The sequence below is a fragment of the Actinacidiphila sp. DG2A-62 genome (assembly GCF_035825295.1).
Classification (GTDB): domain Bacteria; phylum Actinomycetota; class Actinomycetes; order Streptomycetales; family Streptomycetaceae; genus Actinacidiphila.
Genome location: NZ_JAYMGI010000002.1, coordinates 4,043,348 through 4,057,754 on the forward strand (window position 1 = coordinate 4,043,348; position 14,407 = coordinate 4,057,754).

The window sequence follows — 14,407 nt, forward strand, 5'->3', positions numbered from 1 at the left end:
AGCTTCCGTGTCCGTCGGGTCAGTCGCCGACAGCAACTCGACTCCGTACAAGCCGGGGCACATCGCGGACTGGTCGCTGCCGTCCAGCAACGGCAGGAACAGCCTCGTCGCGCCGTCCGGCGGCACCTCGATGATCCGCGCTTCGAGAAAGGCGGTGCCGGCAGGGGAATCGCCGATCGGATGCGGCGCTTCTGCCAGGAGGCCCCGGCCACGCAGCGGCATGAGCATCAGCTGCTCGTAGTCCTGGAGCAGCACCGACAGGTCCCGCCCGCCGACCTTGGCGACTTCCTCGGCGATGAGTGGAGCGACGAGCTGCGGCGGCATCTCGTGGGCACGGTCCAGCAGAACACCTAGCAAGCGCTCCCCGAAACCTTCCGACCGGTCGACCGGGATGTCGCGGAACCGGCGCTGCTGTTCGCTCACACCACCACATAACACCATCGAATGCGCTCCGGTGGCGAAGCGTGGTGACAAGTGAAGTGAGACGGCGGTGTGAGCCCCCGTGTGCGGGGCAGGCGTTCGCCGAGGGGCGTTCACCGATCCCTGAGAACGGGATTCCCAGCAACGCACCCAAGCAATGAGAGGTCACCCAGTGACTGACAGCATGTGGGCATACCAGGCTACGTCCGGCCACCGCACGGGAACGGATCTGAGCGGCTTCAAGGTCGAGGCGACCGACGGCGGAATCGGCAGAGTCTCCAAGTACTCCGACACCGTCGACTCCTCCTACATCGTCGTTGACACCGGCGTCTGGATCCTCGGGAAGCACGTCCTGCTCCCGGCGGGCACGATCACGTCCGTGGACGCGGCGCAGCGGCGCATCCTGGTCTCCCGATCCAAGGACGCCATCAAGAACTCCCCGGAGTTCGACAAGAACAAGCACACCGAGGACGCCGGCTACCACGAGCAGGTCGGTACCTACTACGGGACGCCGCGCGGTTGAGCGTTCCCTGTACGCCGTCGGGCCCCGGGCAATCCGCCCGGGGCCCTTCGCTGTGCCGACCGCAGCCGGACGTTGCGGGCCGTCAGCCGGGGAGGCCCCGGCTCCATATTCGGGGTGCCGGTGTTGCCGAGCCGCGACCGATCTCGCCGAGGTCCTCCCATGACCACGCCCGGTAGGCGGCTTCGGCAGCCGTGTTGTCGGGCGCGACAAGCGCGATCACCCGGGCCGCCTCGCTGCGGGCCAGCAGGTGCTCCCGCAGGCGGGTGGCCACGCCTGTCCGCCGGTACCGGGGCCGCACCATCATCTCCGCGATCACGAACACCTGCCCGGACGCGGTCAGTTCTTCCAGGCCCGAAGGCAGTCCGGCGCCGACGCCCTGCCACCAGCTTCCCGAGCGGCGGACGGGGAACCCGTAGGCGCAGCCCATCAGTTGAGCGCCCTCGGCGACCACCATCTCGAATCCCGGCTGCTGGACGTCGTCCTCGAAGCGGCGCAGGAAGTCCTGCCGGCCCCTGAACTCCTCGCCCACGGCTCCGTCGTACGCCTCGACGTACATGTCGGCGAAAGGGCCCCGCTGTTGCTCGGCCTGCCACCGCGTCAGCCGGCGTACGAAGAAATCTGCCATGCCTACTGTCTTCCCCACTCGGTGCATCGGCACGCTGGTTGCGGACTCGCGCGGATCCGCCGACCGGGTGAAAGGGAACGCAGGATTTGGTCACCGGGCTCGTCCACGACGCCCGAACGACACCTCCTTCGGGCTGAAGCGCGGGCTGTCAGCGGCGTGCGAGTTGTCTCTCGCCGCCCGTACCTGTCTGGTACGTCATGCCGTAGTGCTGGAAGATCGCTTCCTCTGCCTCGGCGGGCAGGATGTCGTCCATGCCGATTGCGGGGGCTTCTTTCACCAGCGCCTTGGCGTAGGAGACCTGGACGTAGTTCGGGCCGAGGGTCACGTCGTCGAGGGGTACGAAGGCCAGCTGGTGGCGGGTGGGGAGCCCGGTGCGGACCGTGGCCATGGCTGGTTCGTCGGTGGTGGTGTCCACGTAGATCGCTTCGAGTATGCCGATCTTGTGGCCCTGCGGGTCGATGACGTTCTGGTTGCGCCACTCGCGTATTTCGGCTGCGTGGATCATGGCCTGTCCTCCTGAGCCGTTGATCCGGGCCGGTGCGCGCCGTACCGCGGGCAGTCGCGGCCGGCTGAGCCCCGGTGGCCCGTTGCCTTCCAGACTATCGCCGGAACTCCGCGCCGCGCCCACGTGCGGTGCCGGTATCGGCGTGGTAGTCGACAGGCATGCCGATGAAGCTCTCCGCTGTCGCCTCTCTGGAGGGACGGCTACGCCGCGCGGTCAGCCGCTCAACGATCGGGGACGGATGGCGGCGGTTCAGTGATCTTGAACTGTTGTCGCGATCGCTGGGCTTCGCCGCGATTGGGATCCTGACGCTGATGCCGCTGCTGATCATCGTTTCCTCGGCCGATCCGCAACGCGGGCAGGGGTTCGCGCAGTGGCTCGGGGAGGGGCTGGGCGTGTCGACGGCTGCCAGAGACCAGGTGGAACGGTTGTTCGCACAGCCCGGCCAGGCAGTGCGGACCACGACCGCGTTCGGCATTGCCGCGCTTGCCGTCTTTGGTCTGGCCTTCGGAGCGGCGGTTCAAACCGGCTACGAGAAGGTCTGGGGCCTGCAGCCGGCCCGCTGGTGGGCCAGGTGGCGGCATGTGGTGTGGCTCTGCGTCCTCACCTGGTACCTCTTCTTCTCGGCCACCGCCACGCTGCGGCGCAAACCCCTGGCGGGTGGGGCCGTTGTTGCGCTGAGCGCTCTCCTGTTCCTGTGGTGGTCCCAGCGCATGCTGCTCGGCGGACGGATCGGCTGGCGTGCCCTGTTCCCCGGAGCCGTGGCCACCGTGATCGGGCTGCTCGGCCTGAGGGTCTTCTCCCGGTTCGTCTTCTCACCGTTGATCGCATCCAACACCGTTACCTACGGCCCCGTCGGAACCCTCCTGGTCATCCAGTCCTGGCTCGTCGGTGTGGGTGTCGTCGTCTTCGGCGGTGCGCTGGCCGGCCGCTGCTGTACGAGGAACTCCCGCGCACGGTACACAGACGGAAACGGCGCAGGTAGGGCCGCTCGACCATGCGCCGTGAGAGGGGCATGCGGTGGGACCGGGTGGGTGGTTGCGGCTCGGTTGCATGCGGGGCGGTCAGTTGTGGGGGGTGAGGTGGCCGGGGTGGGGGATCGCGGTGGTGTCCAGGGTGCCGGCTGCGATGTCTCGGGCCAGTTGGGCCAGTCGGAGGTTGTGGGCGCGGGCGTAGGCGCGGAAGGCGGCGAATGCGGCATCCGGTGAGACGTGCCAGCGTTCGGCGAGGATGCCCTTGGCCTGCTCCACGACGATGCGGCTGGTGAGGGCGTACTGGAGTTGAGCACGCTCGACTTGGCTGTGGTCGAGGGTGCGCTGTTGGAGTATGGCGATGGTGGCGACGTCCGCGAGGGCTTGGGCCAGGGTGATGTCCCCGTTGCTGAGGGGGTCGGGGTCGGTCTGGAACAGGGCCAGTGCCCCGATGACCCGGCCGCGAAGGCGCAGCGGGAGTACGTTGGCGGCCACGAAGCCGGTATCAGCAGCGCGGGCGGCGAACTGCGGCCAGCGCGAGGTCGTTTCGGGGTCGGTGAGGTTGATGTCGGTACGGGCCTGGCCGCTGCGGTAGCAGTCCACGCACGGGCCCTGCTCGTGTTGCAGGGCGAAGAGTTCCAGCAGCCGGGTGTGTTCGTCGGAGGCTGCCATGGTCTGCAGGGTGTCGTGTGCGTCGGCCAGCAGGATGCCGACCGCGGCCACGTCGAGGAGTTCCACGCAGCGCGCCGAGAGCTGTTGGAGGAAGTCGATGAGGTCGAAGTCGTCGGTCAGGGAGTCGGCGACCTCCACGAAGACCTCGGTCATGCGCTGTTCGCGGGTCATGTCGATCAGTCCTTGTCTACGGCGGTCGGGGGCGTGCCGTTGCCGCCTGAGTCCAGGCGGATGCGCCGGTCCACGATGTCCTGGGCGACATCGGTGAGGGGGCGCCCGCTGCTGTAAGCATGTGCGCGCAGCCGCAGCAGGGCTTGGGGCAAGGGCACCGAGAGCTGGACGCTGAGCATGCCGGTTGCCTGGTGGACCACCGCGTGCCGCAGGGCGCGGGGGATCCGCCCGGGATGGAGGTGCCCTGTGGTCCACCGTCCAGGCAGCGGGTGGTGAGTGCGGCGGCCAGGACCGTGGCATCGTCGATCTGCTGGGCGGTCATCGGGCCGGGGGTGTGGCGCACGGCGGTCAGGACACCGACGCTGATGGCGCCGATACTCAGAGGGAAGCAGAACACCGCGCGGATGTCGACGTCAGGGGCCTCCATGGTCAGGCCGGGCCAGCGGGCGAAGGGGATTCGGACCAGGTCCGGTGCCCACACCATCGCCCCGGTGCGGGCCGCGTCGGGCCCTGGGCCTTCCCCGAGGGTGAACTGCAGGTCCTCAAAGTGCCGTGTGGTGGCGTCCGAGCACCACATGGACTCGGTGAGGTCGTCCCCGGTGACCAGGGAGACGGCCAGCCCGTCCATGCCCAGGGCACCGGCGCCGACCGCCGAGACGACGTGGGCGATGGCGTCGGAGCCCGCACCGATCTGCAGCGTGCGCAGGACCTGGGCCATGCGATCGCTGATCACCCGCTCCCGCTCTCGGGACCGGGCGGCTGCTGATCCGCGGCGCGTGACCTGGTCATGAGGCCAGCACCCCGGGTTGTGCGGCGGGCAGGGGGCCCGAGGCCGTGGGACGGACTGGCGCGGGGTGGGGGGCGCGGAGCAGGAAGCCCGTGCCGCTGAGGTCCAGGAGCCGGGCCATCTGAGGCCGCGGACGAAGCAGGCGCAGCGAACCGCTTTCCGAAGCGGTGCGTTCAGAGGCGGACAGGAAGGCGTTGAGGCCGCTGACGTCACAGAAGTCCAGGGCGGCCAGGTCGATGGTGATCGTGCGGATTCCGTTACGCAGGCAGTCCTCGACCACCGCGCGCAGCGCCGGCGCGGAGTCCAGGTCGAACTCACCCGCCAGGGCGATCGTCGTACTGTGTCCACAGTCGTGCCGGAAGATTTGAAAGCTGGGCAGAACAGGCATAACGCCTCAGTTCATGTGACCACTGGCGCGGCACTTGATGGGGCCGCGGCTTCTCAGGCCCGCACGGCACGCGTCGCCTGTGGTCGGACGCCTGGACAGGTCAGGCGAAGCTCTGTCCCGGCAACCACATGGTCCAGGGCTACCCGCAGAAACCGCCTCGCCTCGAAAATGTGCCGGCGGCGTTTCGACGGATCGTTCGACCCCGCAGGCATCTGGAAATACGGCATGACGCACGCCGAGGTCTGGGACGTTCTTCGAAGCATAGCTCTCTTGCCTGCCCCCGCTCGCCGTTCCTGGACATCTTTCTCCACCGGCGCGCACCGACGCGGCGGTGCCGGCCAGGCCCGGCGGCGACGGACTCGCACGCCTGACCGGCAGCGGGCCCCCTTGTGCAGCGGGCGGGGTGGCCGGGTTGGAACGGGAGCGGGGAGGGTTGCAGTTCGGGTTGCATTCAGCTCCGTTCATGTGGGTCCATCGTGGCGGCCTTGGGGCGTTCCGCCGCTGGTCAGGATGGTGGTGAACCCGCCTGAACCCCCGGGCGAGCAGTTGGAAAGCGTGTTGGGGGCAACCCCTCACGAGTTCGAATCTCGTATCCTCCGCACCCGCCCACCAGGGCAGACGAGGGCCCCGACCGCGCTGCGGTCGGGGCCCTCGTCGTTCCGTAGTTGCAGTTTCAGTTGCAGTTGCCGAGATCCGACAGCGGGAAACCGCTGGTCCGGCTGGGTTCAGGGCAGTCCGCTCATCTTGTCGGCGATGTCCTGAAAGAGCAGGCGCAGCCGGGCAGCACCGCCATATATTCGCTGAATGCGAGTTACCGACGTCACCATGCCCACCGGCGTTACCGCCCGCCCGCGAGACGGACGCGGGTACCCGGTGCCGGCCATCACTCCATGGGAGGACGGAGCCCCTCAGTTCGCGAACACCAGCATGGGCCGGGTGTTCCTTTGCGTCGCCGAGCGTAGATGCACGGTCTGCGGCCGGGAGATGCAGCCCGGGCCGGTGTGGCGGGTCGTCGATGGGGACGAAGCGGAGATGATCGATGCCGTCCTCAGCCACGGCAAGGAGTTCCTCAACAATGCCCCTACAGCTGAGGCCCCTGGCCACCGTACGTGCATGATCTACGCCGCTATGGTGTGCCCCTTCCTGAGCAGCCCGGAGGGCCGTCGAGGCGAGGCTTCGAACATGTACGGGGCCGATCTCCCGAAGGGGGACGCCCGAGGCACCGGCGGCGCGGTCGTTGCCTACAACGACTACAAGTTTGAGCAGACCCCCGTCGGGCCTGGGGTCGTCTACGGTGCACCGATCGAGATCATCAACTACGACCGTGCCGAGGACCTGCAGGGCGCGCTTACGGCGGCCCTAACTAACGACGAGACAGGCACAGGGCGGAGCCCAGCTTGGCTGGGGGAGGACGAGCAGCTCCTTGAGTCCGCCCTCCGCAAAGCCATGCTCCCCCCACAAGAGAAGCAGGTTCTGGCTGCGCGGAGGCGCGCAGCACAGACCAAGAAACGGCAGCAGAAGCAAGCCAAAGCATCCCGCAAGAAGAACCGGTAGCCGTCAACGCTTAGACCAGCGGGCATGCTGCGGATTCCGGCGCGCGAGGTCGGCCTTCGAACCGCCAGCTTCAGAGGACCCACGCCGTGCTACGGCGCAGGCCCTCTTCCGTCCGTAGTTTGCTGTCCAGCTCAGACAGCGGGAGGCTCCTGATCCGGGCGGGTCCACAAGAGCCCTCCAACCTTGGCGGCGGTGTCCTTGAGGACGCGGTTGGTCAGGTGCTGGTAGCGGCGGCGCATGCGGGCGGACTGGCCGGGTTCCCAGCCCATGATCGCGTCGACGACGGTGTCGGGGACGCCGAGGATGAGCAGGATGGTGCCCGCGGTGTGGCGGGCGTCGTGCAGTCGGCCGTCGCGGAGGCCGGCGGTCTCCAGCAGTTCCTTCCACTTGTGGTGGTCGGTGTTGGGGTTGAGCGGCTCTCCGGTCGGTGAGGTGAAGACGTATCCCTTCTCGATCCACAGGTCGCGGGCAATAGCGCGCTCGCGGTCCTGTTCGTCGCGGTGCTGGGTGAGGAGCTTCATCAGCTCGTCCGGGACGCCGACGGGCCTGCGTCCGGCGCGGGACTTGGTCTCCTTCGTCTCCCGGCGCACGTTGATCTTCTGCGGGCAGTAGCCGGGCTTGCGCCCGCACGTGTCGCCGCAGCCGTGCTGGTAGCGGGGCCGCAGCCGGCCGCGGTGGACGACGAGCACTCCGAGGTCGAAGTCGACGTCCGCCCACTTCAGTCCGAGCACCTCGCCCTGCCGGAGGCCGAGCGACAGGGCGATGACCCACCGCGCGGCGTTCCGCTGGCGGCCGGCCACCTCCAGGAGGCGCTGCACCTCCTCGACCGTGTAGGGCACCACCTCCTCCTCCACCAGCCGAGGCGCCTTGGCGATGGTGGCCGGATTCTCGGTGAGGTGGCGGCGGCGCCGTGCCTCGTTGAGGGCGGCACGCACGGTGCGGTGCGCCTGGTGGGCGGTGCCGGCCGAACTGCCGTTGTCCTGCATCTTCTTGTAGAAGCGCTCCAGGTGCTCGGGCTCCAGTTTCGTCAGGCGGTGCGCACCCAGGCCGGGTATGAGGTGGTGGTAGACCGCGACGCGGTAGCCGTCGATGGTGTTCTCGGAGACGTGCAGGGCCGCGATGTTCTCGACCCAGTGGGTCAGCCAGGACTCGACCGTCCAGGTCTGACCGGCCTTGCGCACCCGGCCGGCGTCGCGCTCCTTCTCCAACTCGCGGACCGCCTTGGTCGTCTCGGCGCGGGTCTTCCGCTTGACGTGGCGGCGGTCGGGCTTGCCGTTGTCCTTGACGCCGACGGTGACGTAGCCGTGCCACTTCCCGTCCTTGCCGAGGTAGATCGAGGAGGCGCCGTTGGGCTGCCGGGACTTTGCCATGCCCGCCCCCTCAGGCCGCAAGAGCGACGGTCGAGCGGGTGAGCTGGGCGCGGGCGACGACGTAGTCGGTGAGCGCCTCAGCCGGGATACGGCGCAGGCGGCCGACCGTGACGGACGGGATTTCGCCGGAGGCGACGAGCGCATACATGGTGGTCCGGCCGACGCTCAGGCGCCGGGCGGCCTCCTCGACGGTGAGCGCGACGAGGGTGGGGTCGTGCGCGGTCGACGTACTGGCGTGCAGGGCGCGCAGAAGGGCCTGTGGGCTGACGCCGAGTGCGTCTGCCAGCAAGGCGATGGGCGTGGGCGTTTCAGACATGGAGATTCCTCTCGGCGGCGCGGGGCAACGCGCTGCCGTGGTGACTGGCTGGGATGGGCGGTGGGCTGGGGGCAACGGCGCGGGTCCTCGGCGTTGGTAGCGCCGAGGGCTCACAGGCGGGGAACGCGTGATGCCCGCGCTGGAGGCGGGCGTGTGCCGGGGGCGAGGCGGCGTTCGCGATAAGGGCAGGGGCAGGGTGCGGAGGGTAGAGATGGGTGGTGCGCCTTACCGCTCAGCCGACGGTCCCTTGCGCAGGGGGTCCCAGGGCGAGCCGGGTGCCGGGTAGAACTGGGGCTCGTCGGCGTCCTGGCCGACGTCGACGCCCTGGGCCGCGAGCCGTTCGGCGATCTCGTCGTACTCGCGCTCGGCCTCTTCGAGCCGGGCTTTGGCGCCCTGCTCGATGTCGCGGGCGGTTCTCCACTCCTGCTCGGCCTTCTGGACGCGGTCGCCGGCTTCCTGCAGTTCGAAGTCCGGCTCGTCGGGGCCAGCGACGGCCTCGGTCATGAAGTGCGCGGCGGGGACGTTGAGCGCCTTGGCCAGGCCGACGACCTCGTCGAAGCGCAGCAGACGGGTGCCGTTCTCGATCTTGGCGATCTGGGTCTGGTGGAACTTGAACCCGAGCCGGCTCATGCGCTCGGCCAGGTCCTCCTGGGACAGGCGCGCGGCCTTCCGCAGCACCTTCATGTTGTGCGCCACCAGCGCCTCGCCTTCGAGCGGCGCGTACCGGTGCGCCTGCGGGCTGGACATAGCGGCCTCCCTTCGACCGGGTCTCGACGTGGCGGGGCGAGTAAAGACGCTACAGCATGGAATACACATGCTCCAAACGGTTGAGATCTTCGAGACCAGATCGTTACCAAAGTCACTCCAGCAGCAATCATGCTACAGGCGCATGAATAGTCTATGCCGCAATCGCTTGACACGAGGGCGTGGCGACTGATATACCTTCCTCGATCCCCGCATGAAGATCCCAACCCGAATGAGGTTGAACAGGCTCAACATGAAGCCCCCGGCGCTACCAACACCGGGGGCTTGACGGAAACCTCAGTACCGCCCATCCCAGGACAGTCACCAACGGCGGACCGGGTTGCCCCCCGGGACCCGCCGAGCAAGGAGTCTCCGTGAACGAGGGTACTGCCCCCGACCACACCCCCGCAGCCCCCGGCCAGAGCCCACCCCCACCGCCCACCAGCACCTGGCCACCCGTCGCGCTTCCAGGGGGCGGCCGACAGCCGACACCGACGGCGGCCGGGCCGCACGCCCTCGCCTCCCTGCCAGCACCGGCACCGGCACCAGCGCCGATCCCAGAAGAGCCAACCGGTCCTGCGGAGATACCCGACGCGCCGGCGAGTGAGGGCGGCGAGCTGCTGGTGCGGTTGCGGGCGCTGATCGCCCGGTTCGTGGTGCTGCCGTCCGAGCATGCGCTGGATGCGGTCACGTTGTGGGTGGCCGCTACGCATCTGCAGGGCGCGTGGCAGCATGCTCCGCGCCTGGCGGTGGTGGGTCCTGCGAAGCGGTGCGGGAAGTCGCGGCTGCTGGATGTGCTGGCCGAGACCGTTCACGCGCCGGTGCTGACGGTGAACTCCACGCCGGCGGCGGTGTTCCGCTCGATCACCGAGGAGCCGCCGACGCTGCTGGTGGACGAGGCCGACACGATCTTCGGCAGTCCGAAGATGGCCGAGAAGAACGAGGAGATGCGCGGCCTGCTCAACGCCGGCCACCAGCGCGAACGCTACGTGCTGCGGGTGGTGGGCAGCGACCACACCCCGCGCCGGTTCCACACCTTCGCCATGGCCGCCATCGCCGGGATCGGCGACCTGCCGGACACGATCATGGACCGGTCCATCGTGATCCGGATGCGCCGCCGCGCCGACGGCGAGCACGTCTGGCCGTACCGCACCAAGCGCGACAGCCCCGCCCTGCGCGCGATGCGCACCGACCTGGCCCGCTGGACCAAGCCCCTGGCCGACCGGGCCCTGCACCTGGAACCGGCGATGCCGGTCGAAGACCGGGCCGCGGACACGTGGGAGCCGCTGGTCATCACCGCCGACCTCGCCGGCGGCCCCTGGCCCCGGCGGGCCCGTCAGGCGTGCGCCGGCCTGGTCGCCGCCGAGGCCGCGTCGGAGGAGGACCAGCCCGGCGGCGCGCGCATCCTCGCCGACATCCGCCGCGTCTTCCACGCCGGCGGCGACCCCGACAGCATGCCCACCGACCAGCTGCTGTTCGCCCTCAACGCCGACCCCGAAGCCCCCTGGGCCGAGTGGGGCCGCGGCGGCCTGACCCCGCGCGGCCTCGCGGGCATGCTCCGCGAGTTCGGCATCACCTCCGGCAACGTCCGCATGGGCGACAGCACCCAGCGCAAGGGCTACATGCGCAACAAGTTCGCCGACGCCTGGCGCCGCTACTGCCCCACCGTCCACCCCACCCCGGCGAGAGCAACCAGCCCCCGCTGAAACCACCGCCCCGCCTCCCCGCAGGACGCGTACCCGCCGGCCACCGTCACACCCCGGCCGCAGGCCGCTTACCGCCCGCACGGTGGCTGGGCGGGCGGGGCTGGGACGGCACGCGCCTCCGTCTCGTGCCGTCCCAGCCGTCCCTGCCGCATAACCCCAGGTCAACACCCCTTCCGACGGGACGGATCAGCGTCCCAAGACGGAAACGGTCACGGCACCGGAAGCGCCAGGACAACACCAGGTCGGCACCAGCCCGCCCGTGCAACGCCGTCCCGAACCGAGGCGGCTGCGTGCCGTCCCTGCCCTGACCTGCGGCTGCAACGGCCAAGACGGCCAAGACGGCCAAGACGGCCAAGACGGCCAAGACGGATCTTCAGCCACACCCCACGAAGTAAGGAAACCCCGCAGCATGCCCACCACCCCGCCCGACCACCAGCCGGTCGCCACGGGTGCCCTCGCCCGCACGACCATCACCACCGTGATGGCAGTCATCGCCGCACTCGCCTTCATCTTCAGCTTCGGCAACGTCTGGGCCCTCGCCCTGCGCCCCGCCACCCGCCTGATGCACCTGTGCGGCCTGCTCACCCTCGCCCTCAACACCGCCCAGCCCCTCCTGGCCCGCCACTACGCCCGCGCCGCCCTCGACACCGTCGCCCCCGCCCTCCTCCTCGGCTGGGCAACCGTCGGCCCCACCCTCCTGCACCACCTCCACACACCACCTGCAGAGCAACGCCCAGCGCCCGCAGCCCCGGTGGTGGCCGCCACCCTGCCGCCACGAGCCCCCACCGCAGCCCCAGCCCGCGCTCGGCCGCCGGGCAAGCCCACACCCGCGGCGCCGGGCAAACGCACCGGACGCCCACCCGCGGCCACCATGACCCAGCTCATCGCCATCGCCCGGCCCGCCGTCGCCCAGCACGGCCTCACCACCGCCGTCGTCAAACAAGCCCTGCGCGACACCGCAACACCGATCAGCAGCGCCCGCCTCACCCAACTCATGCAACACCTCAAGAACGAACACCACCCCGCGCCACCGGAGCCGGAGCGGGAGCGGGAACCCGCGCGAGCGCACCCCGCCCAGACCTGACCAGCACCCGGCCACGGTCACCCGCCCCCACCGACCCCCAACCGGAACGGGCGGGTGACCGCCTCCCACATCCACCGATCCGGAAGCCCAGAACCCCCACCCCCGCACTTCCGCACATCCGGTTCAGCCAGCGCCCTACACCCGGAACGCGGAAACAGCAAACCGCCGACGATCCGCACCATGACCCCCAGCGCAGACAGGAAGCCAACGCCCATATACGACATCAGTGCCACCCCACCGGAGCCCGCCGTGACACCCGACCCCCACGCCGCAGACCACACCGAGGACGGCGATAGCCGAGCCGTCAACTCCTGCGGGCCGACGGCCTCGTGGACGCACACCCCCACCACCACGGCCCCAGACGCAGCAAGTTGTCGGGTAAGGAGTCCTTACCCGGCCACCGCCCCAGGGGAGGCGGTGGCTTCCGGCGCCGAGGGGGCACCGGGAGCGGCCGGCCCGGGGGTGCCGTCCGAGATCGGGGGTCCGCGCCGTCGCCTGCGCGAAGCGCGTCTGCGTGCCCGCCGCGTCCATCCCCGCTATAGCGAAACCGAGTTCGCTCTTCTCGAACGCGCCGCCAAGGCAAGCCGCATGAAGATCGGCGGCTATGTCGCCGAAGCCTCCCTCGCCGCCGCACGCGCGGAAGACCCCACAGCGGGCGTGGCGGATTACCGGGCCCTGATCAAGTCATTGATGGCCGCCAACCGCCAACTCGCCGGAGTCGGCAACAACCTCAACCAGCTCACCTGGCACCTCAACAAGGACGGCCCCTGGCCTGCTGACGAGACGGTCGGCAGGCTCCTGAACCGTGTCGAGGCTGCGATCGCCGAAGTCGACGCCGCCATCGCCCGCGTGACGGAGCGATGAGCCGGTGATACCGAAGATCATCCTCGGCAAGGGCAGCAGCCGTCGCCTCATTGCCTACCTGTTCGGCAAGGGCACCGCCAACGAGCATGTCGACCCTCATCTGGTCGCCTCCTGGAACGACTTCGCCCCCGATCCCGGCCGCAGCCCGCACCGCGGGCGGAAGGAGGTCGAGGACCAACTGGCCGCCCAGCTCGACCAGCCCGTGGCGATGCTGGGAAGTCGGGCACCGAAGACGACCATCTGGCACTGCCCGGTCCGCGCCGCTCCGGAAGATCCGATCCTGACCGATGCCCAATGGGCGCAGATCGCCCGCAGGATCGTCGCCGCCGCCGGCATCGCCCCCGACGGCGACGTCGAAGCGTGCCGGTGGGTGGCGGTCCGGCACGCCGACGACCACATCCACATCGCCGGCACCCTCGTGCGACAGGACGGCCGCCGCGCGCGCCGCGACCACGACATCCGCGCCGTCCAGCGGGAAGCCCGCAGGATCGAGGTCGACTACGGGCTCCGGCGGCTCAAAGCCGGCGACGGCACCGCGGCCAAACGCCCCACGAGCAAGGAGCACTTCAAGGCCGCACGGCTGGGCCAGGACGCCACCAGCCGCGAGATCCTGCGCACCCGCGTACGGCGCGCGGTAGCCGCCGCCTCCACCGAGACCGAGTTCTTCGCGCTGCTGGAAGCGCAGGGCGTGACCGTACGGCCGAAGACCGGCCCGTCCGGCGACGCCCTCGGCTACAGCGTCGCCTTGCCGGGTGAGACGAACAAGCACGGCGAGCCCGTGTGGTTCTCCGGCTCGACGCTCTCAGGCGATCTCTCCCTGCCCAAGGTCCGGGAGCGTCTGAACGCGTCCGCGCCGCAGGGAGTCCCTCGTCCTTCGGGCAATCCCTGGCACGAGGCCACCGCCGCCGCTGAGCGCATCCCCGACCACCTGACCCGTGGCAGTGAGCAGGTGGCCCAAGGCCAGTTGGCCGCCCTCGGCGGAGCGCTGGATCTGCTCTCCGTCACCGCTCCGGACACGATCCAGGCCGACGTCAAACGAGCCTCCGCCGCGTTCGAACGCGCCACCAGGTCCCGCATCGCCGCCGACCACGCCAGCGCCCGTGTCCTGCGACGAAGCATCCAGGCGATCTGGAACGACCCCGCACGACGCGCGGACGACACCGGCCTGGCCATGCTGCTGGACGCCATGCTCATCGCCGTCGCCTACGGAATGCACTGGCACCGCACACGCCGGCACGCCCAGCAGGAAGCAGCCGCCCAACAGGCTCTCCTTCACCTGCAAGCTGCCGCCGCCGAAGCAGCCGGGCCCGCGCTGGACAGCCTCGCCCACCGCTCACCGGCCCCGCAGCACCAGCAGCGCTACGCCCACCACCTCCGACAGGCGGCCCCCGAACACGTCGAGCGGATCCTCGCCGATCCGGCATGGGCGGCGCTCACCGCTGCACTCGTCGAGGCGGAGGCCAAAGGCCACAACCCACGCACCCTGCTCGACCGGGCCCTCGGCCAGCGCAGCCTCGACGACGCCCGCAGCCCCGCCCGGGCCCTCACCTGGCGCATCAAACGCCTGGGCGACCACCACGCGCCCAGCCCCCGCGCCCAAGCAGCCCTCGCCCGCAGCACGGCACGGCGCCCCGCACCGAAGGACGACACGCCCCGGACCGGACCGACTCCCCCGACCGCGCCGACGGCTCGACGGCGCTGACGGGACGA

The 14,407-nt window shown here is 70.0% G+C and carries 14 protein-coding genes, 1 tRNA gene and 2 pseudogenes; 8 read left to right on the top strand and 9 right to left on the bottom strand.

Annotated features, from left to right (window positions below; translation table 11 throughout):
- Window positions 1–69 precede the first annotated feature (69 nt).
- Window positions 70–441, bottom strand: a pseudogene (locus tag VSR01_RS18050) (serine/threonine-protein phosphatase); the annotation flags it as partial.
- Window positions 442–592: 151 nt separating this feature from the next.
- On the opposite strand from VSR01_RS18050, the gene VSR01_RS18055 reads away from it, so the two are divergent.
- A complete protein-coding gene (locus VSR01_RS18055; protein WP_326450244.1) occupies window positions 593–943 on the top strand; it encodes a PRC-barrel domain containing protein in 351 nt (116 codons plus the stop codon).
- 82 nt (window positions 944–1,025) lie between these two features.
- Here the strand turns inward: VSR01_RS18055 and VSR01_RS18060 are convergent, their stop codons facing one another.
- Both VSR01_RS18060 and VSR01_RS18065 read right to left on the bottom strand, forming a co-directional pair.
- A complete protein-coding gene (locus tag VSR01_RS18060; protein ID WP_326450245.1) occupies window positions 1,026–1,568 on the bottom strand; it encodes a GNAT family N-acetyltransferase in 543 nt (180 codons plus the stop codon).
- Between the two features lie 148 nt (window positions 1,569–1,716).
- Window positions 1,717–2,073 (bottom strand): PRC-barrel domain-containing protein, encoded by a 357-nt coding sequence (locus tag VSR01_RS18065; protein WP_326450246.1) that lies wholly within the window; start codon window positions 2,071–2,073, stop codon window positions 1,717–1,719.
- A 158-nt stretch (window positions 2,074–2,231) separates the two neighbouring features.
- Between VSR01_RS18065 and VSR01_RS18070 the strand changes: the two are divergent.
- Window positions 2,232–3,055, top strand: a pseudogene (locus tag VSR01_RS18070) (ribonuclease BN).
- A 79-nt stretch (window positions 3,056–3,134) separates the two neighbouring features.
- On the opposite strand, the gene VSR01_RS18075 reads toward VSR01_RS18070, so the two are convergent.
- From VSR01_RS18075 to VSR01_RS18085, 3 genes are all read right to left on the bottom strand, one after another.
- Entirely contained in the window at window positions 3,135–3,884 is a 750-nt protein-coding gene (locus VSR01_RS18075; protein ID WP_326450247.1) for a GAF and ANTAR domain-containing protein, read from the bottom strand.
- A gap of 5 nt (window positions 3,885–3,889) precedes the next feature.
- Window positions 3,890–4,063, bottom strand: a complete 174-nt coding sequence (locus tag VSR01_RS37815; RefSeq protein ID WP_442785681.1) for an ANTAR domain-containing protein — start codon at window positions 4,061–4,063, stop codon at window positions 3,890–3,892.
- A gap of 606 nt (window positions 4,064–4,669) precedes the next feature.
- Entirely contained in the window at window positions 4,670–5,059 is a 390-nt protein-coding gene (locus tag VSR01_RS18085; RefSeq protein WP_326450249.1) for an STAS domain-containing protein, read from the bottom strand.
- 507 nt (window positions 5,060–5,566) lie between these two features.
- On the opposite strand from VSR01_RS18085, the gene VSR01_RS18090 reads away from it, so the two are divergent.
- A tRNA-OTHER gene (locus VSR01_RS18090) sits at window positions 5,567–5,658 on the top strand.
- 205 nt (window positions 5,659–5,863) lie between these two features.
- On the top strand, window positions 5,864–6,613 hold the full coding sequence (locus VSR01_RS18095; protein ID WP_326450250.1) for a hypothetical protein: 750 nt from the start codon (window positions 5,864–5,866) through the stop codon (window positions 6,611–6,613).
- Between the two features lie 131 nt (window positions 6,614–6,744).
- Here VSR01_RS18095 and VSR01_RS18100 read toward each other — a convergent pair whose 3' ends face one another.
- From VSR01_RS18100 to VSR01_RS18110, 3 genes are all read right to left on the bottom strand, one after another.
- Window positions 6,745–7,983, bottom strand: a complete 1,239-nt coding sequence (locus VSR01_RS18100) for a tyrosine-type recombinase/integrase (RefSeq protein ID WP_326450251.1) — start codon at window positions 7,981–7,983, stop codon at window positions 6,745–6,747.
- Between the two features lie 10 nt (window positions 7,984–7,993).
- The gene (locus VSR01_RS18105) at window positions 7,994–8,299 is read right to left on the bottom strand and encodes a helix-turn-helix domain-containing protein (protein ID WP_326450252.1); all 306 of its coding nucleotides are present in this window, start codon (window positions 8,297–8,299) and stop codon (window positions 7,994–7,996) included.
- A 225-nt stretch (window positions 8,300–8,524) separates the two neighbouring features.
- Window positions 8,525–9,046 (bottom strand): helix-turn-helix domain-containing protein, encoded by a 522-nt coding sequence (locus VSR01_RS18110; RefSeq protein ID WP_326450253.1) that lies wholly within the window; start codon window positions 9,044–9,046, stop codon window positions 8,525–8,527.
- A gap of 371 nt (window positions 9,047–9,417) precedes the next feature.
- On the opposite strand from VSR01_RS18110, the gene VSR01_RS18115 reads away from it, so the two are divergent.
- From VSR01_RS18115 to VSR01_RS18130, 4 genes are all read left to right on the top strand, one after another.
- Entirely contained in the window at window positions 9,418–10,749 is a 1,332-nt protein-coding gene (locus VSR01_RS18115; RefSeq protein ID WP_442785483.1) for a DUF3631 domain-containing protein, read from the top strand.
- A gap of 409 nt (window positions 10,750–11,158) precedes the next feature.
- Window positions 11,159–11,833, top strand: coding sequence for a SpdA protein (locus VSR01_RS18120; RefSeq protein WP_326450254.1), 675 nt, complete (start codon window positions 11,159–11,161; stop codon window positions 11,831–11,833).
- Window positions 11,834–12,295: 462 nt separating this feature from the next.
- Window positions 12,296–12,697 carry a plasmid mobilization protein gene (locus VSR01_RS18125; protein WP_326450255.1) on the top strand — a complete coding sequence of 134 codons (402 nt, stop codon included), beginning with the start codon at window positions 12,296–12,298 and terminating at the stop codon, window positions 12,695–12,697.
- Window positions 12,698–12,701: 4 nt separating this feature from the next.
- Window positions 12,702–14,399, top strand: coding sequence for a mobilization protein (locus tag VSR01_RS18130; protein ID WP_326450256.1), 1,698 nt, complete (start codon window positions 12,702–12,704; stop codon window positions 14,397–14,399).
- Window positions 14,400–14,407 lie beyond the last annotated feature (8 nt).

What these genes read in the sequence shown, in the direction of transcription:
- VSR01_RS18085 (WP_326450249.1), bottom strand. Translation starts at nt 5,059, where the DNA reads ATGCCTGTTCTGCCCAGCTTTCAAATCTTCCGGCACGACTGTGGACAC.
- VSR01_RS18110 (WP_326450253.1), bottom strand. Translation starts at nt 9,046, where the DNA reads ATGTCCAGCCCGCAGGCGCACCGGTACGCGCCGCTCGAAGGCGAGGCG.
- VSR01_RS18095 (WP_326450250.1), top strand. Translation starts at nt 5,864, where the DNA reads ATGCGAGTTACCGACGTCACCATGCCCACCGGCGTTACCGCCCGCCCG.
- VSR01_RS18060 (WP_326450245.1), bottom strand. Translation starts at nt 1,568, where the DNA reads ATGGCAGATTTCTTCGTACGCCGGCTGACGCGGTGGCAGGCCGAGCAA.
- VSR01_RS37815 (WP_442785681.1), bottom strand. Translation starts at nt 4,063, where the DNA reads ATGCTCAGCGTCCAGCTCTCGGTGCCCTTGCCCCAAGCCCTGCTGCGG.
- VSR01_RS18075 (WP_326450247.1), bottom strand. Translation starts at nt 3,884, where the DNA reads ATGACCCGCGAACAGCGCATGACCGAGGTCTTCGTGGAGGTCGCCGAC.
- VSR01_RS18065 (WP_326450246.1), bottom strand. Translation starts at nt 2,073, where the DNA reads ATGATCCACGCAGCCGAAATACGCGAGTGGCGCAACCAGAACGTCATC.
- VSR01_RS18105 (WP_326450252.1), bottom strand. Translation starts at nt 8,299, where the DNA reads ATGTCTGAAACGCCCACGCCCATCGCCTTGCTGGCAGACGCACTCGGC.
- VSR01_RS18100 (WP_326450251.1), bottom strand. Translation starts at nt 7,983, where the DNA reads ATGGCAAAGTCCCGGCAGCCCAACGGCGCCTCCTCGATCTACCTCGGC.
- VSR01_RS18120 (WP_326450254.1), top strand. Translation starts at nt 11,159, where the DNA reads ATGCCCACCACCCCGCCCGACCACCAGCCGGTCGCCACGGGTGCCCTC.